Genomic DNA, 23,821 nt, shown 5'->3' on the forward strand with positions numbered 1-23,821 from the left:
ACGTCCCCCGTCCAGAGAAGCCCATCATGTCCGTCCTCCCTTCCGTCCTCATCACCGGCGCTTCCAGCGGCATCGGTGCCACCTATGCCGACCGCTTCGCGCGGCGCGGGCATGACCTCGTCCTGGTCGCGCGTGACAGCGCCCGACTGGAAGCACTCGCCGCGCGACTGCGCCAAGAGACCGGCGTGGCGGTGGACATACTGCCGGCCGATCTCATCCAGGCTGACGCGCTGGCCACGGTCGAGGCACGGCTGCGCGACGATGCGCGCATCGGCATCCTCATCAACAATGCCGGTATCGCCCAGTCCGGCGACTTCCTCGCACAGTCGGCCGACGCCATCGAACGCCTGGTCACCCTGAACACCACCGCGCTCACGCGCCTGGCCGCCGCCATTGCGCCGCGGCTGGTCGGTGCCGGCAACGGCGCGATCGTCAACATCGGATCGGTGGTTGGCCTTGCACCGGAGTTCGGCATGTCCGTGTACGGCGCGAGCAAGGCGTACGTGCTGTTCCTGTCGCAGGGCCTGAGCCAGGAACTGGCCCCGAAGGGCGTCCATGTGCAGGCGGTGCTGCCCGCTGCCACGCGCACCGAGATCTGGGAACGCGCCGGTATCGACATCACCACGCTTGCTGAAGTGATGGACGTTGGCGAACTGGTCGATGCAGCGCTGGTCGGCTTCGATCGTCGCGAAACGGTGACCATTCCGCCGCTGCACGTGGCCGAACGCTGGGACACGCTGGATGGCGCACGTCAGGCCCTGCTCGGCGACATCCGCCAGGCGCACGCCGCAGAGCGCTACCGCACCGGCGCCTGAGGCCGGCCTCCGTTGCATCCACCCGGCCCCATCACTGCAGGAACCGTCCGCCATGAAAGCCTTCATCATTGACCGCTACAGCAGCAAGGACGTCGGCCGCATCGCCGACGTGCCCGAGCCGCATGTGGGCGACGACGATGTCCTGATCCGGGTTCATGCCGCAGGCGTGAATGCACTGGACAGCAAGATCAGGCACGGCGAGTTCAAACAGATCCTGCCCTATCGCTTTCCGTTGATCCTGGGCAACGATGTGGCCGGGACGGTGGTGCGGGTCGGCGATCGCGCAGGCCGGTTCAAGCCGGGCGACCCGGTGTATGCCCGCCCGGACGATGATCGCATCGGCGGATTTGCCGAGTACATCGCGGTCAAGGCCTCTTCGGTAGCACCAATACCAAAGAACCTTGGCATGGTCGAGGCGGCCGCCCTGCCACTGGTGGCACTGACCGCCTGGCAGGTGCTGGTCGAAACCGCAGCATTGAAGAAGGGACAACGGGTCTTCATCCAGGCCGGCTCAGGTGGCGTCGGCACGATTGCGATCCAGCTTGCCAAGCACCTGGGCGCCTTCGTCGCCACCACCACCAGCACGGCCAACGTTGCCTGGGTGAAGGCACTGGGTGCGGACGTCGTCATCGATTACCGGCAGCAGGACTTCGCTGCCGTGCTGCGTGACTACGACGTGGTCCTCAACAGCCTCGGCAGCGACGAACTCGATCGATCCCTCGGCATCCTCAAGCCCGGCGGTCACCTGATTTCCATTTCCGGGCCACCCACGCCAGCATTCGGTGCGGCAAGAGGATTGGCCTGGCCGCTTCGGCAGGTGCTGCGCCTGTTGAGCCTTCGCATCCGCCGCAAGGCCGCGCGCAGGAACATCCGGTACAGCTTCGTGTTCATGCGTGCTGATGGGCAACAGCTGGAACAGGTCACGGCACTGGTCGAATCAGGCGCCCTGCGCCCGGTGGTGGACACGGTCTTTCCCTTCGAGGAAACCGGCAGAGCATTGGCCTACATGGACGGCGGCCGCGCCAAGGGCAAGGTGGTGGTGCAGATGGTGCACACACAGCACGTGCAGCCCTGAGGAGGCAGCATCGGGCCCGCTGCTTTCAACAGCACCGAAGCCCTCGCCCATTGCTGCTCCGCGCCGTCACCGCGGTGGCGCTGCAGGAATCGACGGAGCCGGCGTTTTGGGCGCGGTCGTGCCGGCGGCCGCATATTCAAGCGCCTTGACGCGGAACGGGGCGATGCATCCGGCAAGGCTGATGCAGATGGAAAGAGAAAGTGCGATCAAAGCCAGAGTCTTCATCGAGGTGCCAGGTTGCGGGGGGTGTGTTTTGCAGCGCCATGTTCAGGTGCTCGAGGCTGCAAGTCCATCTCCATCTGCCAACACTGGCCCGTACCATCAGGACCCATATCCTCCTCTGCCCGACGCCTGTATCCGGGCAGCACCGATCGTGCCCTTACCCGCCTCTGGGCGCGTGCTAGGCTGGCCCGGCAGAACCTGCGCACGATATCCCCGCTGCACTCCCCTCCGGGCCGACTTCGATGAAGAACCCTCGCCTGCCTGCCTCCCAGCCGAACAGTGCATTGGACAGTCCGTCGCCCGACCTGTTCGTCGCCCTGCGGGATCTGCTGCTCACCTACAAGGCCGATCTTCTGGTGGTACACGATGATGCTGGTCACTTCTACGCCAATTGCAGGAACGCTGACGCCAAGGGCAAGGCGCAGTTCTTCGGCGCGGTGAAGGCATCGGGCCGCAGGCATTCATTCCACTTCATGCCCGTCTACACCTTTCCCGAGCTTCTGGTGGGCATCAGCCCGGCCCTGAAGAAGCATATGCAAGGAAAGTCCTGCTTCAACTTCGATGCCTGGGACCCGGCTCTTCTGCGTGAGCTGCAGATGCTGATCGAACAGGGCGCGTCCCGCTACAGGACGGCCGGCAAGCTTTGAGTGCAACACGCGGTCCGCAGGTGTCTTCTGGTGTCCTCAGCTGGATCTGACAGGATGGCAGGAGGCCCCGCACGCTGCAGCACGGCACAACACGTAGTGTCAGATACAGGCCCAGGCCAGCCATCCGCCCAGTGGCAACACGGCCAGCAGGGCGAGCACGCCAAGGCAGCCGCCGTTGCTGTTGCTGGTGGTGGATGTGAAATCGCTCCGAGCGTCGCCGCTTCTCCGCTCGGACGGCGGCTGTGACTGCAGCCACTGGCGATGGCAGGCCTGGCAGAAGAACCGGGTTTTGCCATTGCGCCAGGCGTTGCTGGTGCGATCGTTGTGGTGAGCGGCGCTGCCGCAGCGACCGCACTTGAAGATCCGCGAAGGTGGCTGTCGCTTCTTGTTGAACAGGGCCAGCACTACCACCAGCGCGATGGCGGCTGCCGCTGTGCCGATCAGCGTTTCCGGCCCCATCGAATACTCCATGCGTCATGAATGCGAACAGCGTAACCAACGCAAGCAGGCGCCCGCAACGACGGGCGCCCGCTTGCAACTCAATGCAACGGCACCTTCAGCACCGATGGTGCGGACGCGGGCGAACTGAAGGTCACCGCCCCGCCCAACTGGCTGATGCCTGCATAGCGCAGGTCCACCGTATCGACCACCAGCGTCAGCCGGCTGCCCGCCGGAATGTTCCAGCTGCTCGCTTCCAGGCGCAGATCGAGGGTGGTCGCCTGGCCGGGCGCAACGCCTCGCAGGGTGTAGGGCTTGTGGCTGATCAGCTGACCATTGCCCAGCACATCTTCCGCGTACAGATAGGCATACAGCGTGGTGTTGGCGCGGCTGGGGGTAACGGTCACGCGCACTTCCGGCGCGCCGTCCAGGCGGCGTGCGTTCCAGTACACCGGCCCCTGCCAGACGCCGGCAGCGTTGCGCCCGATGAAAGGCACGTACGCACCCGGCGGCAGGTTGATCATCTGCAGCGAGCCGGACACCATCGCCACGCCGGAATTGGCGGCGGTCCCCAGGCCGCTGCCGATGCGGTAGTTCCAGCCATTGCTGCGCCCATTTTCAACCAGCCCCCCGGTGGGCAGAAGCAGGCCACCGGGTGCGGTCAACGCGTAGCTGACCGCACCACTGTTGGTCGCCTGCCAGTTCGGGTAGCTGCTCCAGCTGCCCTTCTGCGACTTCAGCTGCACCGCCGGCTCGCGGTCGATGCCGTTGGCCACGCCCTTGAGGTAATGGTCGAACCAGTCACCCGCCGAGTCGTAGACCTCGTTGGGAATGCCCAGTGCGCCCAAGGCCTCGTTGAGGGCATGGTCGCCGTGGCGCAGTTGCAGCTGCTTGGGGCCTTTCAGCTGGTTGAAGAAATCCACCAGCTGACCCGGCGGGAACAGGCTGTCGTTGAATGCGTTGGCCAGGAACACGGCCGGCTGGTTGGCGTTGATCTCGCTGATGCTCGCAGCGGGGCTGCGGATGGCGGCCACGGGCAGCAGCGATTCCACTGCACCCTGGTAGTTGCCGACCACCACGTTGCGGTTGATCGTGGCCAGCTCTGCCCCGGGTCGGCCGGTGACCAGGCCGGCGGCCACCAGCAGCGCGATTCCCTGTGCGCTGGGGGTGTCGTTGGCGTACAGCGACGCCTGCAGGTCGGCCCATCCGCTGAGGGCGGCCACCGCCTTGATGCGGGGATCGCGTGCCGCCGCCAGCAGGCTGGTGCCTGCGCCGTAGGAGATGCCCGAGACGCCGATCCGAGCCGGGTCGGCCTGGGTGTTGTCCAGCGCCCAGTCGATCAATGCGCTGACATCCTCGACCGTGGCCGGCCCGGCAATATCGATGGCCCCGCCGGACTCCCAGAAGCCGCGCGAGCTGTAGCTGAGGACCACGTAGCCGCGCTTGGCCAGCGACTGTGCCACCCCTACGTACTCCACGCTGGGAACGGCCCAGCTGCTGGGCATCACCAGCAGCGGGTACTTGCCGCCACCTGCGTCCTGGGGTTCGATGACAAAGACCCCGAGGGGCGTGCCGTCCCAGCTGGGAAGGGTGCGGTGGGTGGTCTTGACCGTGGCAGCCCAGGCGGTGGGCGCCAGTCCGGTCAGCAGGATCAACAGCAGCAATACCTTGCGCATCGTCGTCTCTCCCCGTCGTTGTTGGTGCAACGGGCAGGACCGTACCAGTGCGAATGGTGGCTTACACCTTGCGTTGCAGCATGGGGCGCACGTTCGGCACCCCATGCTGCGGGCCCTGACGCGCCTACAGCGTCGCCTGCGCCTGCAGGGTGAACACCCAGCTGTCGGGTCGGCTGGCATAGGCGCCGGGCCGTGCCACGTACTGCACCGCCGGCCGCAGCACCAGCCACGGGGCGACCTGCACGCCGTAGTTCAGCTCGACGAACTGCTCGTTGCTCTGCACATCCTTTCCGGTCAGCTGCTGATGGCGGGCGAGCCGGTCGGAGATGTCCAGCCGGTTCCACGCCAGGCTGAGCACATCATCTTCGCGCGATGCGATCACGCCACGCCAGCTCACGCCCGCTTCCCACGAGTAGCGCATGAGCCCTGTTTTTGCGTCGGCACGGGTAGCCACGCCGAACACCGAAATGCCGCGCACCGTGTCACCCTCAGGCTTCCACACCCGCTGTGCGGCCTGCACGTACGAACCGCTGCGATGCGAAGCGCGAGGAGCCGTCGGGTCACCGATGTCATCGGCGTTGGAGGTATCCAGGTAGTAGCCGACCTTGTAGGTACCGCCATAGTCCTCTCCGGACTTGCCATGGCTGTAGCCCAGCTCGACCGGCAGGAACAGGCCGGTCTTTCCCTTCGTCGAAACATGGAAGCCACTGTTGGCCTGCTTGCGCGTCGGGTTGACGTCGTAGATGCCGGTCTGCGCGTACCAGCCTGAAGGATCATTCCACTTTACCCGCAGACCCCATTGGCCTGTCGGATTGTCCAGCCAGCCAGAACTGTAGATCGGGCCCAGCGGATGCCCGCACTGGCCGTTGTTGTTGAAGTTGCAGGTGTAAGGCAAGCCACCGAAATCGTTGCCCATCGAGTAGAAGCCACCCTTCAGGCTCAACCGCTTGCCCAGCAGAAAACGCTCGTAGGAGAGCTCGTTGAAACGCAGGTTCTGGCCCTGGCCATAGAAGGCCTGGTTCTGGATGTAGGAACCGGTGGATCGTTCGTTGATGGCGTTGCCGAAGCGATCGGAGAACACCACGCGCAGGGTGCCGTCGAAGCCGAATGCCTTGCCGGTGTCGATCGTCGCGCCCAGGTCGATGTGCTCGGCGGTGGACCAGCCACTGCCCTTGTACCCATCGCTGTTGACGCCGCTGCCGATCACGATGCGTGCGCTGGGGGTAACGCCGTGGTCCTGCAGCCAGAGGCGCGCTGCCCAATCCGCGCTCAGCGGCGTCTGCGCGACACTGTCGACCGATTTGTGCTTGGCGGTGGCACCTGATTCGGCAGCCGACACCGACCCGTTGACGATGAAGGCAAGCAGCCCGATGCCGGTCAAGGATACGAAATTCATGCGGCCGCCCTCCGCGCCTTCCGGGTCTTCCAGGCGCGTCGCACCAGCAGCACGATGCCTACCAACGCCAGCACGGCAAGGATGAGCATCGGCAGCCACAAGCGTGCAATCTTCGCCAGAAGTGGCTTCTCGCCGCCGGCACGGGTCAGCGCAACCTGCGCCTCGGTGACCTGGTCGCCCGGCCCGAACTGCGTGCGCACGTAGGTCGCAACCGCTGCGATATCGGCGTCACTCAGGTCCTGTACGAACGAGCCTTTCGAGAAGTGCGGCATCAACGCGTGTTCGCCGTGCACATCGCGGTCAATGCCGCCGATGATGGTGGCGATCAGGTTCTGCGGGCGGGTCATGCCGACGGTGGTGTTGTGCACCAGGGAGGGGTAGTACCCGTCCCTGCTGCCCTCGCCGCGCGAACCGTGGCAGCTTGCACACAGGCCCGAATACAGCACACCGCCCGAGGCCAATGCAGCACTCGTTCCGCGTACCGGCTGCTCACCCGGCGCCGTGGCGGCGTCTCCCCACGCGAAGGCGGCCCGCGTGGCATCAGGGTCGGCCACGGCCGGCACCGTGCGCAGGTACGCGACGATGGCGGCGATGTCCTCGTCCTGCAGCTTGGACAGGCTGTTGCTCACCGCTTCGGCCATGCCGCCGCCGGCCTGCGCCTTACCGGCGACGCGGCCGGTCTTCAGGTACTGGGCCAGCTCGGCATCGCTCCAACCCCCGATACCGCTGGTGGGGTGGGAGGTGATGTTGGGGGCGTACCAGTCACCCAGCGATCCGCCGGCGAAGGCCTTGCCACCCACTTCCTGCATCATCAGCCCGCGCGGACTGTGGCAGCTGGAGCAGTGCGCCAGACCCTCCACCAGATAGGCGCCGCGATTCCACTGCGCGCTCCTGCCCGCATCGGGGGTGAACGTTTCCTTGTCCAGGAACAGCAGGTTCCACACCGCCATGGACTGGCGGATGCTGAAGGGAAACGGCAGCTCGGTCGCGTGAGCTTCCTCATCGACCGGCGCCACCTCCTTCATGAAGTAGGTATACAGCGCGTGGATGTCCTCGTCGGTCAGCTTGGCATAGGAGGTATAGGGCATCGCCGGATACAGATGGGCGCCGTCCTTGCGCACGCCTTCGCGTACCGCCTTGGCGAAATCATCTTCGCTGTAGAGGCCGATGCCATGGCTTCTGGAGGGCGTGATATTGCTTGCCCATATCTCACCCAGCGGCGAGGCAATCGCGTAGCCGCCTGCGTAGGGTTTGCCCTGCTTGGGGCTGGTGTGGCATGCCACGCAGTCCGCAGCGACCGAGAGGTAGCGCCCACGTTCGGCAACCTCGTCTGCGCGCGCGGATTGGCTGGCTGCAGCCAGCATCATCAGCAGAAGCGAGCAGAAGGTCTTCATGCGGCACGCTCGATGGCATCTGCTGCCTTCAGCGCAAGCGCGGCCATGGTCAAGGTGCTGTTGACCACGCTGGCCGACACCATCGGGCCGCCACCCGGGAGCCACAGGTTGGGATGATCGTGTGCGCGGCAATCGCCATCGACCACCGAATCGCGCGGATCCGCGCCCATGATGGTCGAGCCCATGATGTGGTTGTTGGCGTTGAGCGCCGTGGTGATGACGAATTCCTCGGCGTTGAACAGCGAGCCGATGTGACGCAACTGCTTGCAGGACTCGTCATAGCCCTTGCGGGCGTAGTCGCCCAGCGAGTAGTGGATATCCGGGCAGGCCAGGCCGTGGCCATCCACTCGCGTCTTGGACAGCGTCAGGCGATTGCTGGGATCCGGCAAGGGTTCCAGGCTGATCGAAAGATCCACGCCGAAGACCGCACGGCGGCGGATCTCCGCATCCAGCGCGTCGCCGACCAGGCCTTTCTTCAGCGCCTGGTCGGTGGCGATCGCCACCCGGCTGATGTTGTTGAGGATGATCTTGGTGGCCGAGTACTGCGAGCGGAAGGCGCCGTCGCGCGGGCCAACCATGCAGCTGGACTGCGCCGGTCCACGGCCCAGCCAGATCGGCCTGTCGGCAATGAACGAGCAGTGGAAACCGGAATGGTCGAGCATGTTGCGCCCCACCTGGTCGGAACTGTTGGCGATGCCGTTCGGGTTCTGCTCATTGGCGGCGAGCAGCAGCAGACGCGGCGTCTCCAGTGCATTGCACGCAATCACGAAACTACGGCCGGTGGCCTTGTGGCTGACCTTGTTGTTGTCATACCAGTGGATGGCCGTGACCCGGTTCTGCGCGTCGGTATCGATCTTGTAGGCCACTGCTTCGGCCAGCACCTGCGCACCCAGTTTCTCGGCCGCTTCGATGGTATGGATGCCGTTGTACATCGCGCCGATCGGGCAGATCGGCTGGCAGTTGTTGTTGCCGCAGCAGGCGGGCCGGTCGTTCCAGGGCGTGACCATGCGACCCTGCGGAATGGGCACCAGGTTGTAGCCGTGCGGATTGACCACCTCGGCGAACACCTTGTCACCGTTGCCCCAGGGAATCATGTCGGCGAGGTAGGGCCTGGATCGCTCGGAGGGGCTCTGCTTGTCCGGATCATTCGGCCCGGAGACGCCCATCGCCTCCTCGGCGCGGCAGTAATAAGGCTCGATGTCGTCGTAGCTGATCGGCCAGTCGCGCCCCACCCCGTAGGTGCTCTGCATCCTGAAGTCCACCGGCAGGTGGCGCCAGCAGGAGGCGGCCCAGTGCCAGGTGGTGCCACCCACGGCCTTGATGAAGCCCTGATGGAAGCTGCTGGCATCGGGGCCGGTCAGGCCCACGTAGTCATTGGCCGGGAAGTACAGCGGCGCGGTGGCAAGCGGTGACTGCGGATACGGCCCCTGGAAATCACTGCCGATGCGCCGCTCGAAGCTGACGTTGCGCCAGTTTTCGACCACGTCGGAACGATGCAGGCGGGGGCCCGCCTCAAGCACAAGAACCGATTTTCCGGCACGAACCAACTGGTGGGCGATCAATGCGCCGACGACGCCCGAACCGACGATCACAACATCGGCATCGGCGTCGCCATCACGGAAAACCGGAGCTTTCATGAGGGGAATCCATAACAATTACGGGAAAAGAGCTGGAAGCGCAGGCTCAGCCGTGCGCGCGTACCGCCGCCGGCGGTTCGGCCGTCCACCATGCGGGACCGCCTTGTGCATAGGTGGGCGGGAACAGGCCATCGTCCACCGGGCGCTGCATCAGCGCATCGCGATAGGAAACGGTGATGGCCTGCGGCCCCTTGCCTACGCTGCCGGTGTACCAGGCAGTGATGATGGCCAGCGCTGTCGGCCGTGCATCGCCAACAGCCGCCAGCAGCGCTTCAGCGCCGTGCACCTGTTGCGCCTTGGCCGCGAGTGCGGGGAACTGGGCGTGCATGTCGGGATGCAGCTTGGCGAAGGCGGCTTCGATGCGCGCGGCGGTTGCCGGATCAAGGTCGGACTTCCCGGTCAGTGCCTGGGAGAGCTGCAGAAAGCGCCCATCCGTCCGTTTCGCTGGCGTGGCACCGGCATGGGTTGCTGGCGCCTTGCCGTTGCAGGCAACCAGCAGCGAAGCGGAGCCAACGGCCAGCAGGAAGGTTCTGCGCGTCAGGCCTTGCCCACTCCCTTCCAATCCCTCGGGAACACTCATGATGTGGACTCCTGATGCGTCACTTCTTCGGCTGCCCCTGACCGCGACGCGGGGGGCACCTACCCGGGCAACTTTAACGCACCTGAACGTCGTCGCGGAGTGAGCAGGAAGAGCCGAAGCGCGGCGAAGCACCCTTCTTCCCGGCACCAGCAGAGGCAGATTTCAGCCGGTGCGCTGCCGCCCCCGTCACGCCCGCAAAACGCGCTCAACGCTAGAAACAAGGGGTTTCCTACTCTGGAGAGTGGCCATGCGGGTACTGTTGCTGTGTGCCGTGGCGACGATGGTATTGTCGGCCTGCAATCAAGGCGAACCGACCGATAAGGCACAACATGCCGATGCGGTTCGGCAAACCCCGCCAGCGGCCAGCGCGCCGGCGCGCAACGTGCCCGGCGGCGGCAGCGGCACCGCCGCCTCCGAAGACCAGGCCTCGGGGCCGGAGGCCGAACGCGGGAAAGAAGCCGCGCCGCCGCCACCGCCGCCCAAGCGCTAGGCGCAGCCAGCCGCGAAGCCCCCGATGCGGGGGCGCCCGCGGAACAAGCGAATCTACTCGGCCCTTTCAAGCACGATGCGGACGAACGGTATCCAGTCATCGCCGACCCGATGCTCCCATTCCCCGGTCAGCAACTGCCGGTCGCTGCTGATCACGCCGTCGAACCGCTGGGACTGGCCCTGGATGGTGTACCTGCCGCCATCAAGTCGTGAAGTGAAATCGCTGGTGCCACCATCAGCGTCGTAGCTGCGGCTGAAGAAACCACCGGATTCAACATCGACGCCGATGATTTCCGTGGAGCGCACACGCTGCCCGTCCATCATCGCGTCGACCTCATGCACCAGGAAGTGACCATTGGGCATCCACGTGTAAACGTCCGATGCGAACGACACCCCGCCCGTGCTGCCGTCGGGTTGCAGCGCGATGAGGGTGGTCTCCCACGCTCCGGCAAGAACGTCCAGCCGGCGGTGGTGTCCGCTGTGGAAAGTTGCTTGTGTCATGGCGACTCCGTACTGGGTGAGGTCCAGGGACCGATGCTGGCGAAAGGCTGCAATCGAAGCCTGCCGCTTTCCGTGGCCTCCGGCAATACGGCTGCCACCTCGTCGGGTGCCATGCCCTCCACCATCCATTGCGTGCCGATGCGGAGTGTACTCACAACGCTGCGGCATAGGGTTCAACCAGGGCGCGCAGCAGCTCCATGCCCGTGGCAGTAGTGGTGGGCGCAGCGGTGCCCTCGCGCTGGACGAAACTGGTCCAGTCCGCGCCGGCCACCCGCCACAGCTCCGTCGGTTCCACCGGCAGCCAACGCATGGGCCAGAAAGGCAGGCGTCTCTGCCCCACCCTGCCGCGCTGCAGTTCGATCAGGCCGCTGTGGCTGCTGGCACCCAGCACCCGGGAATATGCCACCTGCAGGCCATCGTCCGGGCCTTCCATGTATTGCACAAAGCGCGCGCCATCGAACAGTAGTACGCCAGTGACGCCGGCATCACGGTTGAAACGTGCTGCGTCATCCACGATTCCGCACAGCCTGCCCCCGGTCTGGCCCAGCCGGCTGGCAGCAATATCCGCTGCCGCCTCGCTGGTATATACAACGGCTCTGATGGGCACGTTCGACCTCCCTGCAGTGGGCTCCCAACCGTAGCAGAAGGCCGGTTGAGGCAGCGCAGCAGGCGCAGCCTGAAACAGAACAATTCAGTGAAATGTGAAAACGAACCCGAAAAGGATTCACGCCATGCACTGCTGCCCCATGGCATGAAACAGGTCCGCCCGCGAGATCGACTTCATGCCTGACACCGGACTCTTCTACGTCTTTTCAGTGGACTACGCGACCGATGCACGAGGCTGCATCGATCAGGTCACCGCTATCGCCTTCCGCTGCAACCAGTGCCACCACGTGTCCCGCGCCGACGCGGAGCTCAAGCGGATGACGGGGGGCACGCTGCTGACCTGCGGAAGGTGCGGGTCGCACCAGGCCGTCAGCAATGCGCGCCTGGTAGACCGCGAACACCTGGCGGCAACCGGCCAATCTGCAGCAGCGGCCGCCCCCCGCTGAGCTTGGTTCCGACGCGCACAGTGCCCGGCGTGAGGGGAATGCATGCATCTGCGCGCTCGATGCGCATCCGCCGTTCACTGCATCTACCCCGCACCCCAACACCGGCCGGGATAGCCTCGTCGCTCCTTCCCTGCTGGAGCGCACCATGGCCATCAAGACCGCTGAAGACCTTTTCATCCACGAACTGTCCGACATCTACAGTGCCGAGAAGCAGCTGACCAAGGCCCTGCCGCGCCTCGCCCGGGCCGCAGAGAACCCCGCACTTGCCGCTGCGTTCGAGACGCACCTTGAGGAGACCCAGGGCCAGATCGAGCGCATCGACCAGGTGGTGGAGGTGCTGGGCATCCGCCTGAAGCGGATCAAGTGCGCGGCGATGGAAGGCCTGGTGGAAGAAGGCAAGGAAGTCATCGAGAGCATTGAAAAGGGCCCGGTGCGCGATGCAGCACTGATTGGCGGCGCGCAGAAAGTCGAGCATTACGAAATCGCTTCCTACGGCACCATCGCCGCGCTGGCCAAGCAGCTCGGATACAAGGATGCTGTGCCGTTGCTGCTGGAAACGCTGGAAGAAGAAAAGGCCACGGACGAGAAGCTGACCCTGCTGGCCAAGAGCGGCGGCAACGCCAAGGCCGCCCAGGCCGCGTGATCGCAGGTGCACCGCAGATCAGCCTACGCGTCGCTCCCTCAGGGGGGCGGCGCGCTTCTGCACGAGGATCACGTATGCACCCTGATCTTCTTGGTTGGACCGCCACAGCCGTACTGATGGCCACACTGGTCCGGCAGATGGTCAAGCAATGGCACTCGCCGCACCCGGAAACCGTATCGAAGTGGCTTTTCATCGGGCAGATGACCGCGTCTACGCTGTTCACGATCTACAGCGCGCTGCTGGGTGCCACAGTGTTCGTGGTCACCAACCTGCTGTTGCTGGCAACCGCGCTGATCGGACAGCTGCTGGCGTGGCGCCGCAACCGTGCAACGGCTTCGAGCTCATCTGGAAGGACGCCTTGATTGTTGACGTTGCGTCTACACCGGCTTGATGCGGGTACTCACGCGTTCACGTTTACCGTTGTCGTGCAACCCGCACCATGCGGTCCAATCAATGAGGAAATGTCATGCAGCGCGATCAGAAAGACCTGCCCCATCCGGATGACCACACGGCCGCGGTGCCTGCTGGCAGCGCTGGACAGGCCAAGGCCCACAACAGTGCCAATCATGATCAGGCGTTGACGGAGACGTTCCCGGCCAGTGATCCGATCTCTCCCTTCGTCGCCGCCGCCACGCCGGATGAGCAGGCGCAACGGCTTGGCAAGCGCGTGGCGCCCGCTCGGCACGACAAGGGTGAGGGGGACGACGGAGCTGGCCAGTGATCGGGCCTGCGCTCCCGCCGAGGGGGCCGGGCAGCCCGCGCCCGTCAGGCGGCTCCGGCGCGCTGGTGCGTGGTGCCGAAGACGAACAGGCAGTGGAGGCCTGACACCTCGGAGCCCGCCATGGAACAGCCCACCGCCCTGCTTATCATCGATCTTTTCAGCCTGTTCGACTTTCCACAGGGGCGGCAACTGGCTCCGTACGCCGTACATGCAGCCCAGCGCACCGCCCGCCTGCGTGCTGCATTCGACGCGCACCGCTCGCCGGTGATCTACGCCAATGACAATTTCGGCAACTGGCAGCGCGACTTCCCGCAGCTGGTCGAGGCCTGCCGGCAGAAGGGCGGAGCCTCGGCGCGGATCGTCGAGTACCTTGCCCCCAGCGAGGAACACTACTTCATCCTCAAGCCGAAGCACTCCGCCTTCCTCGCCACGCCACTGCCGGTGCTGCTGGCCAAGCTCGGCACCCGGCGGTTGGTGCTGGCCGGCATGGCACTGGACGCGTGCGTGCTGGCCACTGCCATCGATGCCAACTCGCGCGAGTACGCGACGGTGGTCGCCCGGGAAGCGGTCGCCGCCCTGCCCGACCGCCGCCAGCCGGCCCTGCAGACACTGCAGCGATCGGGCGCCGTCGAAGTACTCAGCAACCGTCAGATCATCGCTTCGCTGTCATCCACGTCCTCATATCAACGCACGGGCCTGGCACCACCGCGCTGAACCGGGCCTCTCGCCAGCGTGCGCTTCTTCGCCGGCGGCCGCGGCGTCCGAGCGCGATAATCGACCTGGCATACCGGGCAGAAGAAGGTGCGCCGATGCGTGGTGCCCATGTAGACCTTGCTGACCGGACCACCACAACAGGGACACGTCCGCCGGGTGTGCACCTCCCAGTGCTTCTTCAGCTCGAAGCCGCGCTTCCAGCGCAGGAAGTCGAAACTGTATTCGCGGGCCTGCTTGACCAGTTCGGCAAGCTTGCGCGGCGGAAGATCACCAACAGGGTTGGCCGGGTGGACCCGGATGCGGAACAGCACCTCGTTCTTGATGATGTTGCCCACGCCGGAGAACAGCGTCTGGTCCAGCAGGGCATCGCAGACCAGGACATCGGGCATCGACTTCAGGCGACGGCGGGCAAGCCGGGGGTCCCACAGGTCGCTCATCACGTCGGTGCGCCAGTCGTAGACCTCGTCCAACGGCTGATCGATCAGCTTCACCGAGCAGGTGTAGAAGTTCAGTTCGCCGTTGTCAAAGCGCAGCGATACCCGCGCTGGCGTCTCCTTGCGTTCGTCGATGCGCCAGCTGCCGAACATCATCAGGTGGATGCGCAGACTGACGTGGCTGAACTCCAGCAGGAAATGCTTGCCCCAGCTGCGCACGGCCCGTACCCGGCGTCCCTCCAGGCAGGCCAGGTCGAGCGTGCTGTTGCCACTGACGCCACGGACGGTCTTTCCCTTGAACCTGGCGGCGGCCTCGCGCAGCAGCACGATGGAAGGACCTTCAGGCATTGGCGTGCTCCAGCATCGACTGCAGTTGCAGTGCATTGGGCACGGCGTGGCCGTGCGCCGTGTTGTCAAGGATGATCCACGCCTCCCCCGCCTGGGCGGCCTCTACTGCGGCGGCCACCAGACTGCAGAGCTGCGGTTGCTGGTAGGCGCTGTAGTAAATGCGCGGCTGCCCGTGCCACCGCCAGTAGCTCCAGTGCCTGGCTCCGCCCGGCTGATCAGCCCCTGCAACCCGGGCGGGATCGGCCGCGACCCGGGCAATGCCGTGGTCATCCAGCAGCGCGTCGGCCTTGTCGTCGAACCAACTCGGGTGGCGTGGTTCGCAGGCGACCCGCACGGCGCTGCGCCGGCGCAGCGCCCGGAAGAAGGCCGAGGCCGTGCGGCCATCGTAGGCCAGGCTCGGCGGCAGCTGCAGCAACAGGGCGCCCAGCCGATCACCCAGATGCGCCGCCGCGTGCAGGAACGTGTCGAGCAACGGCGCAGCACCGCGCAGGCGCGCGTCATGGGAAATGGACTGCGGCATCTTCACCGAGAAACGGAAACCGTGCGGCACGCTGGCCGCCCAGCGCGCATACGTGGCGGGCTGATGTGGCCTGTAGAACGACGAATTGATCTCCACGATCGGAAAGCGCGATGCATAGCGCTGCAGCGCACTGTCTCCCGCAGCAAACGCGTGGGCGATGTCCGTGGGCAGCGACCACCCTGCGCAGCCCACGGCGACCGGGTGGCCCGGTCGCGGATGACGGAGTTCACGTGCCATGGCGCTACGGTGGCGACAGGCCCGTAGCAACATGGTGAACACACGTTGGCTGCGGCGTGAAGCCTGTGCCGCCGGGCGTGGCGGGCCTGCAGCCGGCCGGTTGCCGTGTATCGGCCATCGCTGCTCAGAGGCTGGCGTTGACCATGGCGCCTGCCGGTTGCTGTGGCATCGGCATGGAATGCCCGTTGCGCGGTGCAATGCGTTCGTGGGTGGCGGCCAGGACCTGGTTCACCCGATGGAGCGTGCCACGGCCACCGGGCTCGATACCGATGATGTAGACGAAGCGGCCGTCACAGCGCGACTGCGCCGATTCAAGCCCCTCGGTTTCAGAAATCACGCGCTTCAGTGCCTTCTCCCAGGCCCTGCCGGGGGGCGACGCCAGTTCCACCACCACTGCGGTTTCCCCGCAGTCCAGCGGCATCACTTCCACGCGCAGAATGCGCGGCGCCCGGTTGGTCTCGGTGCTACCCATTTCCAGTCCTCCTCGGCCAATGACGGCGGAAGTATCCACGTCCGGCGCCAAGGCGCCGTCAAGAATGGATGGCCGTTGCGTGCAGGCCTCGACCGCCTTCGCGACGTGCTGCTGGAGGCGAGCTCCTTCGCCCTGCTCTGCCCAGCGACAAAGCGGTCTGTGGAGAGCGGCCACGCCACTAACAGGTCTTCTTTTCATGCATGGGCACCCTGATCTGACAGGAGCCCAGTGCTTGCGCGCAGTCACACCTTCGCACTTTGGTCGTTGACCTGTTGACGCCAAAAAATGACGCTAACGACACCGCGACAGCTTTCCTGACGCCAGTGCGCGGTCGAGATCCCAGGCAATACCGGCTACGGCCGGGTCGCATCCCCAATACCTGTCACCGCATCGTCCTTCACACGGAATGGCCTGGCCTGCCGTGGTGGACGGCTGCGCCTTGCCCATATCCATGGAGATCCGCAATGCGCCTTGCCACGTTCTTCCTTGCCCTTGTTTTCAGTGCTTTTGCCGGGGCCGCACATGCCCAGGTCGTGACCCTCAACAAGGGCGGGTTCGTATTGACCTATGACTGCAGCATCCACAGCGCGACCCGGTACGAATACACGTTGGTGGCTGACACCGGCTCGGCGGCCCGCCCGTCCAGCTTCTACAAGGACCCGGACCTGCCGGCAGGCTGCCTCGGCCAGACCAGCACCGCCTCCTATGCCAGCGTGCGGTCCGGCTATGACCGGGGACATCTGGTGACGTCCAATCACATGGACTACGACGCCACTTACATCCGCCGCGCCAACTACATGACCAACATCGTGCCGCAGGTGTCCAGCTTCAACCAGGGCATCTGGGTGAAGGCCGAGAACGTGGCCGAATGCTACCGGGACATCGCCCCGGTCGACGTCTATGGCGGCGTTGTCTATGGCGATGCGTCCAATGACCATTTCCTGGCCAGCCATGGCATTCCGACCCCGGAATTCTTCTGGAAGACGATCATCACCAAGGATCCAAACACCGGCACCGCCAAGGCCATCAGCTGGATCATTCCCAATGAAACGGGTCTGGGCAGCCTGGACAGTTATCTGGTCACCATCGCGGATCTGGAAGAGCTGCTGGGTGCCAGCTACGTGGCGATCAACGCGCCGGCGTCGCTGAAGAACATGCTGCCCAGCGCCAGCTGGCCGCTGCCGAGCGGATGCGATCTGAGCTGAGCGCCGGATGGCCCGGCAGAGCCTTCTCCGCCGGGCCTGCGCTGCGTGAGGACCCTGCCTGATCTGCCTCTGCGCCCCGCGTCAGGGTGCGACGCCGGCGCGCGCGGCATCCGGCCTACGGCGGTAATGCAACGCAAACAGATACAACCCGGTGAACAGCTGCAGGAACAACGGCGGCAGCGGCGAGTAGGTCAGCCAGTCCGGTGGTTCGCCCTGCCCCATCCAGCGCGCCACGAAGTTGGCGATCACTGTCAGGGTGAAGACGATAGACGTCCAGCGGTGCACGGGACGCGCCCAGCTGCCGGCCCTCACTGCGGCGTCCTCGCGGCAGTCTTCGCAGGGCGCTCGATCATCTTCCAGCCATTGCCGGACGGATCACGGAATCCGGCATCCACTGCACCATAGCGCTCCACCGGCTCCTGGGTGAATTCCACCCCACGTGCCAGCAGCCGTTCGTAGCTGGCGCGGCAATCGTCCACCGCCAGAACCAGCGGCGGCATCGCACCCTTGGCCACCATCTGCTGCAGGGTCAGCGCAGTGGCCGCATCGTGTACCGGCGGCCCCGGTTTGAACAGGCCAAGCTGGAAACCGCCCTCGCCGCCCGAATGCACCGTGAGCCAGCGATAGTCGCCGTTGCCGACATCGGTATGCACCTGGAAGCCGAGTGCGTTGACGTAGAAATCGAGTGCCGCATCCTGGTCGTGCACATACAGGCCGACCACATTCACCATGCCAGTCATAGGATCCTCCCTCAGGTGGGATCTACGCTAACAAGGCCGGTGCGGCGGCGCTTCTCCAAAACTGCGATCTTCAGGTCCGGGCGCCGCGCGGCACGCGCATGGCACTCCGGCACCGGGCCCTGCGCCGGGGCATCGGTCCGCTCGCGGTCGCGGAGGGCGCCGGGGCTGTCGCCGGTGATGTCACGAAAGATGCGGCCAAAGGTGCCCAGGCTGGTCCACCCGGTCTGCAGTGCGATCTCGGTGATCGGCAGGTCGGTATCGCGCAGCAGGGCGACAGCGCGCTCGATGCGGCGGCTGAGCAGATAGCGGTGCGGCGGCACCCCGAAGGCGTCCTTGAAGGAGCGCGCGAAATGGGCCGCGGAAACCGCGCTGATCCCGGCCAGCCGCGCCACCGGCCAGTCTTCATGGCTGGCTCGGTCCATGTGGTCTTTTGCACGCAGCAGGCGGCGCAGCAGTTCCGGGCTCTGGGTCATGGCGCCCAGCGTAGCGCAGAAGACGGCCTCGCTTCCGATAGGTAGCGGGCAATGGGATACTGCGCAATGCCGCAGCGGGCCTGAAGCCGCTCCCGGCCCCCAAACTTCAAGGATGACCCCGATGCGCAGGATGCACTTCGCCGGCACGCTGTTGAGCCTGGCATGCCTTTCCATTTCGTCCGCCTGGGCCGCGGAAGATCCCGATTCACTGGCCCTGTGCGATCAAGTAACGCCGCTGATGGACGCCGACGACTTTAAGGCGCTCGATGCCATGGCCGACCGCTTCCGCAAGGGCCAGCGCAATGCCAGCGGCTATTCCAACCTCAGCCGTTTCTACATCTGCATATCGCGGCGCATCGGCACCGCGCCTCAGGATGTGCAGCAGTGGAATGACTGGACCGCCTGGGCCGCACGCTGGATCCGGCAGTCACCGGGCTCCCTGTCGGCCCATTTGGTCGCCGCGCGCGTGCCACTCAATCTGGCCTGGAGCTTCCGAGGCGATGGCTATGCCCACGAGGTGGCGGCGAAGGGCTGGCAGCAGTTCAGCGAGTACAACGCGGTAGCGGCCGCCTATATGCAGGAGCACAAGGCGATCGCCAAGCGCGACCCCTACTGGTATGAAATGTCCATCCTGATCGCGTTGCGGCAGGGGGTGGATGAAGCAGCCTTCATGGCGCTGGTCGACGAAGGCAGCAGGCTCTTTCCCGACCATGACCCGCTGTATCTGATCGCGATGCAGCGCTTCACCCCGCATTGGCAGGGCGATGCGCAGCAGATGGAAGCCTTCGCGCGGCATGCCCTGGCACGAACCGCCAAGCGCCGCCGCGCCAGCCTGTATGCCCGCCTGTACGCATCGGTCAGCGAAGGCGTTCCGGGACAGCAGCTGTTCCAGAACTCGGCGGTCGACTGGCCGCTGATGCGGCAGGGATGGGAAGACATCCTCGCCGAGTACCCGACTGCATGGAACCTGGAGGCCGCAGCCCGCCATGCCTGCCTCAGCAGTGACATACCCGCTGCGAAGGCTTGGCAGCGCCGGTTGCTGGCCGGACAGGGCATCGGCGAACCTTATCTGGGCATGGTGGTCGATTCGGCCGAGCGCCAGTGCCTGCCGGAGGGCTCCTTCGCGCGATGATAGCGCCCGGCAGGCAACACGCCCGTGCGCGCGTCAGCGCGCCATGGCCCGCGCGGCCTGCTCCTGTACGGCCTGCTCCTGTTGCCGGGCATCATGCTGTGCAGCGCCGGTGCACTCGGGTGCGTCCTGCAGCTGACGCACTTGGTCCTCGACCGGCGTAGCCACTGCCTGCGCAGTATCGGTGCGGGCGATCTGACGATCGGCGGCGTGCGGCTGGCCCTGCACCGCGAACGCGTACCTGCCGTCGTCACTGAGCACGGCCTCGTCGATCCGCTGCATGCCCTTGGCCTTGGCCGCGACCAGCAGGGCCATGCCCAGCCGTTCGCTCATCTCATCAGGCTGGCGCCCCATCGCCTGGTCGAGGCTGCTCACAGCGCCTTGGCTCTGCAGCCACATGCCGTGGTCCGGGCTGACGGTGTGCCGTGGGTCCTGCCGGGGCAGCAGCGGTGAGGGCGGCGCGAGCGACTGCAGGTGCTCGCCCTGCACGGCAGCGTCGATCTTCTGCAGATCCTTGCCGCCAGCCGCGGCGATATGGAACAGGCGTTCGGCCATGCCATAGGTGGATTGCCCCTGGTTGCGCGCCAGCCCCAGTGCAAAGGCGTCCACATCCTGCTGCGGCCTGCCGTTGCCGTCCTCTGCAAGCACCTGCCACGATGGCCCCAGCATCGGGTTGTCCCCGACCATCGACTGGGTACGCTCCATCAGCGTGCGCATCTGGGCCTCGCTGAAGCTCAGGGTAGTGAGCTCACCGGCCTTCACCGGTCCGCGATCACCGCTGGGGTCGCCGGACAGTGCCGCGTTGGCCATTCCGGCAATCTGCTCACCCTGCGCATGCCCGCGCAGGTCGAAGGTGAATTCATAGCGGCGCTGCGCTCTGTCTTCCTGGCCGTCGGCGCCGTAGGCGCTGACCCGGGTGGCCGGCAGGTTGCCGTTGTACTGCACGCTGCGCAGTTCGGTGCGGCTGCCGTCCTCGCGACTGACCTGCACCACGTCGCCGCTGTTGCGTGCACCCGCCAGGTCCAGGCCGAACGTGTCGCCATAGCCGACCTTCAGCCGCGTCTGCGAACTCATGCCCAGCCGCTCGACCGTCGCCAGATCCTGCACGCCCGGGGTCTGGCCGCTCAGGGTGCCGTTGTCGATGAACTGTTCATAGGCCTGGCGGCCTTCGGCTTGATCCAGGTCGAACGTGGCAGTGCGGACGGCAGCGTGACCGAGCGCATCCTGCCGACCGGCAATCGCGCTGAACCTGCCGACACTGAATCCCATGCCGTTGAAGGCTTCCACCGCCTCGTTCGGCCCGGTGGTGACGCGCACCCGGCCATCATCCAGGCGATCCACGCGGTAGCTTGCACCGCTCGCCTCGGTCGTCTGGCTCTGCATGGCGATGTTGCGGAAGCTGCCTTCCAGTGCGGTGCCGGTGAACTGCTGGCCATCCAGGGTGACGCTGCCCCCCTTGGGAATGGTCTGCGGATCGAACGGGTTGATGCGGGTGGGATCGACGTCCACCGCCTCGCTGGGCAGGCTGACCCTGTAGCGCCCGCGTACGCCGGTGCTGCTGGTGTCCTGGAAGCCGGCACCTTTCGCGCTTGCCCCGACCACCGACTCCATCGTGAGCAGGTAATCCCTGCCGCCATCGGGCGTCGGGCTGCCGGCCATGTTCAGCGACGCCCCCTGGAACTGCGATGCGAGACTGGACGCTGCGCGCTTGTGCTCGGTACCCACTTTCAACGCGCCGTCGCCCTCGTTCAACGTGACCGAGTAACCACCGGCGGCGGCCCGCACCTCGCTGTTGGCCGAGGTGTAGGTCGGATCGAACGACGCCGAGGCGGCATCGCGCGGCGCATCCTGGGTTGCGCCTTCCTTGCTGGTCCGGGCATTCATGCCGTGACCTCCTTGAACAGTGACGCGCTGATTATAGGACGCGGTGTGCGCAGCACGTTCACATCGCGCCGCAGCCGCATCCACGATAGTGATGGCCATCCCATTCCACGCCGAGGGTCCATGCCCCACTCCCTCGCCCGCCCGCAGCGATGGCGCCGTCACGGCCGCAAGCTGCTGCCGTACCTGCTGGGCCTGTATCTGCTGTACCTGTTGGCAGGCAATGTTTTCCTCAATACGCCGCTGTTCGATCAGGTCACCAATCGCAAGCCGCACAAGTTCGTGATGACCACTGGCCCGGCGATCACGCTGCTGCCGGGGCATGTCATCGCCTGGAATGTGCAGATGCGCGGCCACGTCAATCACACGGTGTATGTGCTGCGCGCGGACCGCGCCAGTGCACGCTTGGCATTGCTGCCGCTGTTCCAGCGCGAGGTGCGCGTGCCGTCGCTGCACGCGACCGGGGTGGCCGCCGAGATCGCGCGCGTGGAGGAGGCCATTCCCTCACCACCGCGCGGCGATCGCGGCTGGACGTTGCGGTTCGATGCCATTCATAGCGAAACCATCCGCAGCGTCCGCGTGGGCAAGCTGTTGATCGTTGGCCAGGGCAGCGGCACGGTCGGTTTCGTGAAGCAGCTGCGTGGTGGTCCCTCGGAACTGCTGGACTCGGAGGTGGCGTTCGCTGATGCCGACGTCAGCCTTGACGGCACCCAGCTGCTCGGCGACATGCAGTTGAAGACGCAGTTCTCCTACCCACGGCATTACCGCGACCAGGCACCCGGGCTGGCAAAGCTGGGGCTGCTGCATGCCGTGCTGGAGGTGCAGGCGCGCAGCCAGGGCCTGCGCCTGGATACGGACACGCAACGTCCTTCCATTGCCAGCGCCGCCGTGCCGGGGCAGCTGCAGGCCGCGATCACCCTGGACCAGGGCGCGCTTCAGCCCGGCAGCCATGCGGTCTGGCGGGTTCCCCTGCAGATGGGAGCTGGCGCCCCCGACCGCGGAACGCTGGCAGTGCAGCTGGATGCCGCCCGCGATATCCGCCTGCAGGCGCGGTTGCCGCAGCGCGAGGGCACAGGCGCTGCGCTGGACGCGGATCTGACCATCACCGGGCGGCACATTCCATTCGCCGAACCCAGCGAGATGCTGGGCCGCACCTCCGGAACGGTCAAGGGCGAATGGACCTTCACCTCGCTCAACTGGATTCCCGCACTGTTCGTGCAGAAACCCTGGTTCCAGCTGCAGGGCGGTGGCGTGCTGCGCGCCGACCTGCGCCTGCAGAACGGCGAGCTGGCCGCTGGCAGCAGCGTCGATATACCTGCAGCGCGGGCGGTGGCCGAAGTGGCCGGCGTGCATATGCAGGGAACGGCCAGCGCCCATGGCCAACTGCAGGCCGGGACGCCGACGCACGCCGTACTGGCAGTGAAGCTTCCCACGTTCAATGCGCGTGCAGGCGGCGCCAAGGGTGCCACGCTGTTCGATGGGCGCGATCTGGCACTGACACTCACCGGTGACGGTCGCCTGCGCGAGCTGCGCAAGGGCGTGCGCGCGCAGCTGCGCTTCGATGACGCAAGCATTCCAGACCTCACCGCCTACAACCGCTACCTGGGCAACGGCCAGGTGCGGCTGCTGGGAGGCGCTGGCCAGGTGAGCGGCGACGTTGAACTGGATACCCAGGGCCGGGTTGGCAATGGCAGTGTCCGCCTGCGCAGCCAACGCGCACGCCTGCAGGTGGCCGGGCTTGGCCTGCAAGGCGACGCCCGCGTTGATGGCAGGCTGCGGCGTGGCGATTTCAGCCAGCGCCGCTTCGATCTGAGCGGCAGCGTGATCGAGCTGCGCAACGTGCAGGTGGGTGAGCAGCAGCGTTCACAGCCGTGGTGGGGCCGGGTCACCATCGCCCGCGGTGACATCGATGCGCAGTCACCGTTCCAGGTGGACGCACGCGCGGATCTTGCCATGCGCGACGCGGGCCCGCTGCTGGCGCTGTTTGCCGAGCGCAGCGATTACCCGCGCTGGGCATTGTCGCTGCTCGACTCCGGCCAGGTGGATGCACATACCCGCCTGCGCTGGCGCGCCGGGCATCTGGTACTGGATGGACTGCAGGCGGAGAACGAGCGCCTTTCGCTGCGTGCGCGGCTGGATCTGCTGGACCAGCGCAAGCGTGGCGACCTCTACCTTCGCTGGGGCCTGCTGGGTGCCGGCATCGAGCTGGATGGGCAGCGCCGGCAATGGCATCTGGCCGGTGCGCGGGAATGGTTCGACGGTCGGCCTGCGCTGCTGCCCGGTGCTGCAGCGGCCAGCGACGGTGGCACTGCGGACTGACCTGAAGGCTGCATCCAGTCGCGACGCCTTTACGTACAACGCACTACCGCAGTTCGCGATAGT

Annotated in this window: 28 protein-coding genes; 12 read left to right on the forward strand and 16 right to left on the reverse strand. The window is 65.9% G+C overall.

Annotated features, from left to right (window positions below; all coding sequences use genetic code 11):
• Nucleotides 1–26: 26 nt before the first annotated feature.
• Together LC407_RS07345 and LC407_RS07350 are read left to right on the forward strand one after the other, a co-directional pair.
• Complete coding sequence (locus LC407_RS07345) at nt 27–815, forward strand: SDR family oxidoreductase (protein ID WP_223482514.1); 789 nt, start codon at nt 27–29, stop codon at nt 813–815.
• Nucleotides 816–867: 52 nt separating this feature from the next.
• Entirely contained in the window at nt 868–1,890 is a 1,023-nt protein-coding gene (locus LC407_RS07350) for an NADP-dependent oxidoreductase (RefSeq protein ID WP_080148734.1), read from the forward strand.
• Between the two features lie 66 nt (nt 1,891–1,956).
• Here LC407_RS07350 and LC407_RS07355 read toward each other — a convergent pair whose 3' ends face one another.
• The gene (locus LC407_RS07355) at nt 1,957–2,115 is read right to left on the reverse strand and encodes a hypothetical protein (protein ID WP_223482515.1); all 159 of its coding nucleotides are present in this window, start codon (nt 2,113–2,115) and stop codon (nt 1,957–1,959) included.
• A 239-nt stretch (nt 2,116–2,354) separates the two neighbouring features.
• Here LC407_RS07355 and LC407_RS07360 point away from each other — a divergent pair, with 239 nt between their 5' ends.
• Entirely contained in the window at nt 2,355–2,759 is a 405-nt protein-coding gene (locus tag LC407_RS07360) for a hypothetical protein (RefSeq protein WP_223482516.1), read from the forward strand.
• A gap of 99 nt (nt 2,760–2,858) precedes the next feature.
• Here LC407_RS07360 and LC407_RS07365 read toward each other — a convergent pair whose 3' ends face one another.
• The 6 genes from LC407_RS07365 to LC407_RS07390 all read right to left on the reverse strand — a co-directional run bounded on the left by LC407_RS07365 (nt 2,859) and on the right by LC407_RS07390 (nt 9,880).
• Nucleotides 2,859–3,218: a hypothetical protein gene (locus LC407_RS07365; RefSeq protein WP_100436328.1), complete on the reverse strand. Its 360-nt coding sequence runs from the start codon at nt 3,216–3,218 to the stop codon at nt 2,859–2,861.
• A gap of 80 nt (nt 3,219–3,298) precedes the next feature.
• Complete coding sequence (locus LC407_RS07370) at nt 3,299–4,873, reverse strand: CocE/NonD family hydrolase (protein ID WP_223482517.1); 1,575 nt, start codon at nt 4,871–4,873, stop codon at nt 3,299–3,301.
• Between the two features lie 124 nt (nt 4,874–4,997).
• Nucleotides 4,998–6,269: a carbohydrate porin gene (locus LC407_RS07375; protein ID WP_223482518.1), complete on the reverse strand. Its 1,272-nt coding sequence runs from the start codon at nt 6,267–6,269 to the stop codon at nt 4,998–5,000.
• A complete protein-coding gene (locus LC407_RS07380; RefSeq protein WP_033831150.1) occupies nt 6,266–7,663 on the reverse strand; it encodes a cytochrome c in 1,398 nt (465 codons plus the stop codon). Before LC407_RS07380 ends, LC407_RS07375 begins: the two co-directional genes overlap by 4 nt.
• Nucleotides 7,660–9,300 (reverse strand): GMC family oxidoreductase, encoded by a 1,641-nt coding sequence (locus tag LC407_RS07385; RefSeq protein ID WP_032974706.1) that lies wholly within the window; start codon nt 9,298–9,300, stop codon nt 7,660–7,662. Before LC407_RS07385 ends, LC407_RS07380 begins: the two co-directional genes overlap by 4 nt.
• Nucleotides 9,301–9,346: 46 nt before the next feature.
• The gene (locus tag LC407_RS07390) at nt 9,347–9,880 is read right to left on the reverse strand and encodes a sorbitol dehydrogenase family protein (RefSeq protein ID WP_223482519.1); all 534 of its coding nucleotides are present in this window, start codon (nt 9,878–9,880) and stop codon (nt 9,347–9,349) included.
• Nucleotides 9,881–10,127: 247 nt separating this feature from the next.
• Between LC407_RS07390 and LC407_RS07395 the strand changes: the two genes are divergently transcribed.
• Entirely contained in the window at nt 10,128–10,370 is a 243-nt protein-coding gene (locus LC407_RS07395; protein ID WP_223482520.1) for a hypothetical protein, read from the forward strand.
• Nucleotides 10,371–10,423: 53 nt separating this feature from the next.
• Here the strand turns inward: LC407_RS07395 and LC407_RS07400 are convergent, their stop codons facing one another.
• Together LC407_RS07400 and LC407_RS07405 are read right to left on the reverse strand one after the other, a co-directional pair.
• Entirely contained in the window at nt 10,424–10,870 is a 447-nt protein-coding gene (locus LC407_RS07400) for a DUF1579 family protein (protein WP_051501596.1), read from the reverse strand.
• Between the two features lie 151 nt (nt 10,871–11,021).
• Nucleotides 11,022–11,477, reverse strand: a complete 456-nt coding sequence (locus LC407_RS07405) for a BLUF domain-containing protein (RefSeq protein ID WP_223482521.1) — start codon at nt 11,475–11,477, stop codon at nt 11,022–11,024.
• A gap of 175 nt (nt 11,478–11,652) precedes the next feature.
• Between LC407_RS07405 and LC407_RS07410 the strand changes: the two genes are divergently transcribed.
• From LC407_RS07410 to LC407_RS07430, 5 genes are all read left to right on the forward strand, one after another.
• Nucleotides 11,653–11,922: a hypothetical protein gene (locus LC407_RS07410; protein WP_223482522.1), complete on the forward strand. Its 270-nt coding sequence runs from the start codon at nt 11,653–11,655 to the stop codon at nt 11,920–11,922.
• Between the two features lie 145 nt (nt 11,923–12,067).
• Complete coding sequence (locus LC407_RS07415; protein WP_032974702.1) at nt 12,068–12,565, forward strand: DUF892 family protein; 498 nt, start codon at nt 12,068–12,070, stop codon at nt 12,563–12,565.
• A 74-nt stretch (nt 12,566–12,639) separates the two neighbouring features.
• Nucleotides 12,640–12,927 (forward strand): hypothetical protein, encoded by a 288-nt coding sequence (locus tag LC407_RS07420; protein ID WP_059064233.1) that lies wholly within the window; start codon nt 12,640–12,642, stop codon nt 12,925–12,927.
• Nucleotides 12,928–13,031: 104 nt separating this feature from the next.
• Entirely contained in the window at nt 13,032–13,286 is a 255-nt protein-coding gene (locus LC407_RS07425; RefSeq protein WP_051501597.1) for a hypothetical protein, read from the forward strand.
• 120 nt (nt 13,287–13,406) lie between these two features.
• Nucleotides 13,407–14,000 carry an isochorismatase family cysteine hydrolase gene (locus LC407_RS07430; protein WP_223482523.1) on the forward strand — a complete coding sequence of 198 codons (594 nt, stop codon included), beginning with the start codon at nt 13,407–13,409 and terminating at the stop codon, nt 13,998–14,000.
• Here the strand turns inward: LC407_RS07430 and LC407_RS07435 are convergent.
• The 3 genes from LC407_RS07435 to LC407_RS07445 all read right to left on the reverse strand — a co-directional run bounded on the left by LC407_RS07435 (nt 13,970) and on the right by LC407_RS07445 (nt 16,011).
• A complete protein-coding gene (locus LC407_RS07435) occupies nt 13,970–14,782 on the reverse strand; it encodes a DNA-formamidopyrimidine glycosylase family protein (RefSeq protein WP_223482524.1) in 813 nt (270 codons plus the stop codon). The genes LC407_RS07430 and LC407_RS07435 overlap by 31 nt on opposite strands.
• Nucleotides 14,775–15,539 (reverse strand): DUF72 domain-containing protein, encoded by a 765-nt coding sequence (locus tag LC407_RS07440; RefSeq protein WP_223482525.1) that lies wholly within the window; start codon nt 15,537–15,539, stop codon nt 14,775–14,777. Before LC407_RS07440 ends, LC407_RS07435 begins: the two co-directional genes overlap by 8 nt.
• Nucleotides 15,540–15,663: 124 nt before the next feature.
• Nucleotides 15,664–16,011: a hypothetical protein gene (locus LC407_RS07445; protein ID WP_025874492.1), complete on the reverse strand. Its 348-nt coding sequence runs from the start codon at nt 16,009–16,011 to the stop codon at nt 15,664–15,666.
• Between the two features lie 464 nt (nt 16,012–16,475).
• Between LC407_RS07445 and LC407_RS07450 the strand changes: the two genes are divergently transcribed.
• Nucleotides 16,476–17,216 (forward strand): DNA/RNA non-specific endonuclease, encoded by a 741-nt coding sequence (locus tag LC407_RS07450; protein WP_223482526.1) that lies wholly within the window; start codon nt 16,476–16,478, stop codon nt 17,214–17,216.
• Between the two features lie 81 nt (nt 17,217–17,297).
• On the opposite strand, the gene LC407_RS07455 is transcribed toward LC407_RS07450, so the two are convergent.
• Genes LC407_RS07455 through LC407_RS07465 form a run of 3 tightly spaced genes read right to left on the reverse strand, consistent with a single transcriptional unit; the run spans nt 17,298 to nt 18,429 of the window.
• Complete coding sequence (locus LC407_RS07455; RefSeq protein WP_099842541.1) at nt 17,298–17,528, reverse strand: hypothetical protein; 231 nt, start codon at nt 17,526–17,528, stop codon at nt 17,298–17,300.
• A complete protein-coding gene (locus LC407_RS07460) occupies nt 17,525–17,956 on the reverse strand; it encodes a VOC family protein (RefSeq protein ID WP_032974687.1) in 432 nt (143 codons plus the stop codon). The genes LC407_RS07455 and LC407_RS07460 overlap by 4 nt, the downstream gene beginning before the upstream one ends.
• An 11-nt stretch (nt 17,957–17,967) precedes the next feature.
• The gene (locus LC407_RS07465) at nt 17,968–18,429 is read right to left on the reverse strand and encodes a helix-turn-helix transcriptional regulator (RefSeq protein ID WP_025874482.1); all 462 of its coding nucleotides are present in this window, start codon (nt 18,427–18,429) and stop codon (nt 17,968–17,970) included.
• 121 nt (nt 18,430–18,550) lie between these two features.
• On the opposite strand from LC407_RS07465, the gene LC407_RS07470 reads away from it, so the two are divergent.
• Nucleotides 18,551–19,561 carry a DUF4034 domain-containing protein gene (locus LC407_RS07470; RefSeq protein ID WP_059064223.1) on the forward strand — a complete coding sequence of 337 codons (1,011 nt, stop codon included), beginning with the start codon at nt 18,551–18,553 and terminating at the stop codon, nt 19,559–19,561.
• A 33-nt stretch (nt 19,562–19,594) separates the two neighbouring features.
• Here the strand turns inward: LC407_RS07470 and LC407_RS07475 are convergent, their stop codons facing one another.
• Complete coding sequence (locus LC407_RS07475) at nt 19,595–21,442, reverse strand: XVIPCD domain-containing protein (protein ID WP_223482527.1); 1,848 nt, start codon at nt 21,440–21,442, stop codon at nt 19,595–19,597.
• 120 nt (nt 21,443–21,562) lie between these two features.
• Between LC407_RS07475 and LC407_RS07480 the strand changes: the two genes are divergently transcribed.
• A complete protein-coding gene (locus tag LC407_RS07480) occupies nt 21,563–23,758 on the forward strand; it encodes a hypothetical protein (RefSeq protein WP_223482528.1) in 2,196 nt (731 codons plus the stop codon).
• Nucleotides 23,759–23,821: the final 63 nt, after the last annotated feature.

This window comes from Stenotrophomonas sp. OVS01A (genome assembly GCF_019969775.1).
In the GTDB taxonomy this organism is placed as follows: domain Bacteria; phylum Pseudomonadota; class Gammaproteobacteria; order Xanthomonadales; family Xanthomonadaceae; genus Stenotrophomonas; species Stenotrophomonas indicatrix.

Bases quoted from the DNA above. Each gene is read 5' to 3' on its own strand.
- LC407_RS07345 (WP_223482514.1), top strand. From the start codon at position 27: ATGTCCGTCCTCCCTTCCGTCCTCATCACCGGCGCTTCCAGCGGCATC.
- LC407_RS07350 (WP_080148734.1), top strand. From the start codon at position 868: ATGAAAGCCTTCATCATTGACCGCTACAGCAGCAAGGACGTCGGCCGC.
- LC407_RS07355 (WP_223482515.1), bottom strand. From the start codon at position 2,115: ATGAAGACTCTGGCTTTGATCGCACTTTCTCTTTCCATCTGCATCAGC.
- LC407_RS07360 (WP_223482516.1), top strand. From the start codon at position 2,355: ATGAAGAACCCTCGCCTGCCTGCCTCCCAGCCGAACAGTGCATTGGAC.
- LC407_RS07365 (WP_100436328.1), bottom strand. From the start codon at position 3,218: ATGGGGCCGGAAACGCTGATCGGCACAGCGGCAGCCGCCATCGCGCTG.
- LC407_RS07370 (WP_223482517.1), bottom strand. From the start codon at position 4,873: ATGCGCAAGGTATTGCTGCTGTTGATCCTGCTGACCGGACTGGCGCCC.
- LC407_RS07375 (WP_223482518.1), bottom strand. From the start codon at position 6,269: ATGAATTTCGTATCCTTGACCGGCATCGGGCTGCTTGCCTTCATCGTC.
- LC407_RS07380 (WP_033831150.1), bottom strand. From the start codon at position 7,663: ATGAAGACCTTCTGCTCGCTTCTGCTGATGATGCTGGCTGCAGCCAGC.
- LC407_RS07385 (WP_032974706.1), bottom strand. From the start codon at position 9,300: ATGAAAGCTCCGGTTTTCCGTGATGGCGACGCCGATGCCGATGTTGTG.
- LC407_RS07390 (WP_223482519.1), bottom strand. From the start codon at position 9,880: ATGAGTGTTCCCGAGGGATTGGAAGGGAGTGGGCAAGGCCTGACGCGC.
- LC407_RS07395 (WP_223482520.1), top strand. From the start codon at position 10,128: ATGCGGGTACTGTTGCTGTGTGCCGTGGCGACGATGGTATTGTCGGCC.
- LC407_RS07400 (WP_051501596.1), bottom strand. From the start codon at position 10,870: ATGACACAAGCAACTTTCCACAGCGGACACCACCGCCGGCTGGACGTT.
- LC407_RS07410 (WP_223482522.1), top strand. From the start codon at position 11,653: ATGCCTGACACCGGACTCTTCTACGTCTTTTCAGTGGACTACGCGACC.
- LC407_RS07415 (WP_032974702.1), top strand. From the start codon at position 12,068: ATGGCCATCAAGACCGCTGAAGACCTTTTCATCCACGAACTGTCCGAC.
- LC407_RS07420 (WP_059064233.1), top strand. From the start codon at position 12,640: ATGCACCCTGATCTTCTTGGTTGGACCGCCACAGCCGTACTGATGGCC.
- LC407_RS07425 (WP_051501597.1), top strand. From the start codon at position 13,032: ATGCAGCGCGATCAGAAAGACCTGCCCCATCCGGATGACCACACGGCC.
- LC407_RS07430 (WP_223482523.1), top strand. From the start codon at position 13,407: ATGGAACAGCCCACCGCCCTGCTTATCATCGATCTTTTCAGCCTGTTC.
- LC407_RS07435 (WP_223482524.1), bottom strand. From the start codon at position 14,782: ATGCCTGAAGGTCCTTCCATCGTGCTGCTGCGCGAGGCCGCCGCCAGG.
- LC407_RS07440 (WP_223482525.1), bottom strand. From the start codon at position 15,539: ATGGCACGTGAACTCCGTCATCCGCGACCGGGCCACCCGGTCGCCGTG.
- LC407_RS07445 (WP_025874492.1), bottom strand. From the start codon at position 16,011: ATGGGTAGCACCGAGACCAACCGGGCGCCGCGCATTCTGCGCGTGGAA.
- LC407_RS07450 (WP_223482526.1), top strand. From the start codon at position 16,476: ATGCGCCTTGCCACGTTCTTCCTTGCCCTTGTTTTCAGTGCTTTTGCC.
- LC407_RS07460 (WP_032974687.1), bottom strand. From the start codon at position 17,956: ATGACTGGCATGGTGAATGTGGTCGGCCTGTATGTGCACGACCAGGAT.
- LC407_RS07465 (WP_025874482.1), bottom strand. From the start codon at position 18,429: ATGACCCAGAGCCCGGAACTGCTGCGCCGCCTGCTGCGTGCAAAAGAC.
- LC407_RS07470 (WP_059064223.1), top strand. From the start codon at position 18,551: ATGCGCAGGATGCACTTCGCCGGCACGCTGTTGAGCCTGGCATGCCTT.
- LC407_RS07475 (WP_223482527.1), bottom strand. From the start codon at position 21,442: ATGAATGCCCGGACCAGCAAGGAAGGCGCAACCCAGGATGCGCCGCGC.
- LC407_RS07480 (WP_223482528.1), top strand. From the start codon at position 21,563: ATGCCCCACTCCCTCGCCCGCCCGCAGCGATGGCGCCGTCACGGCCGC.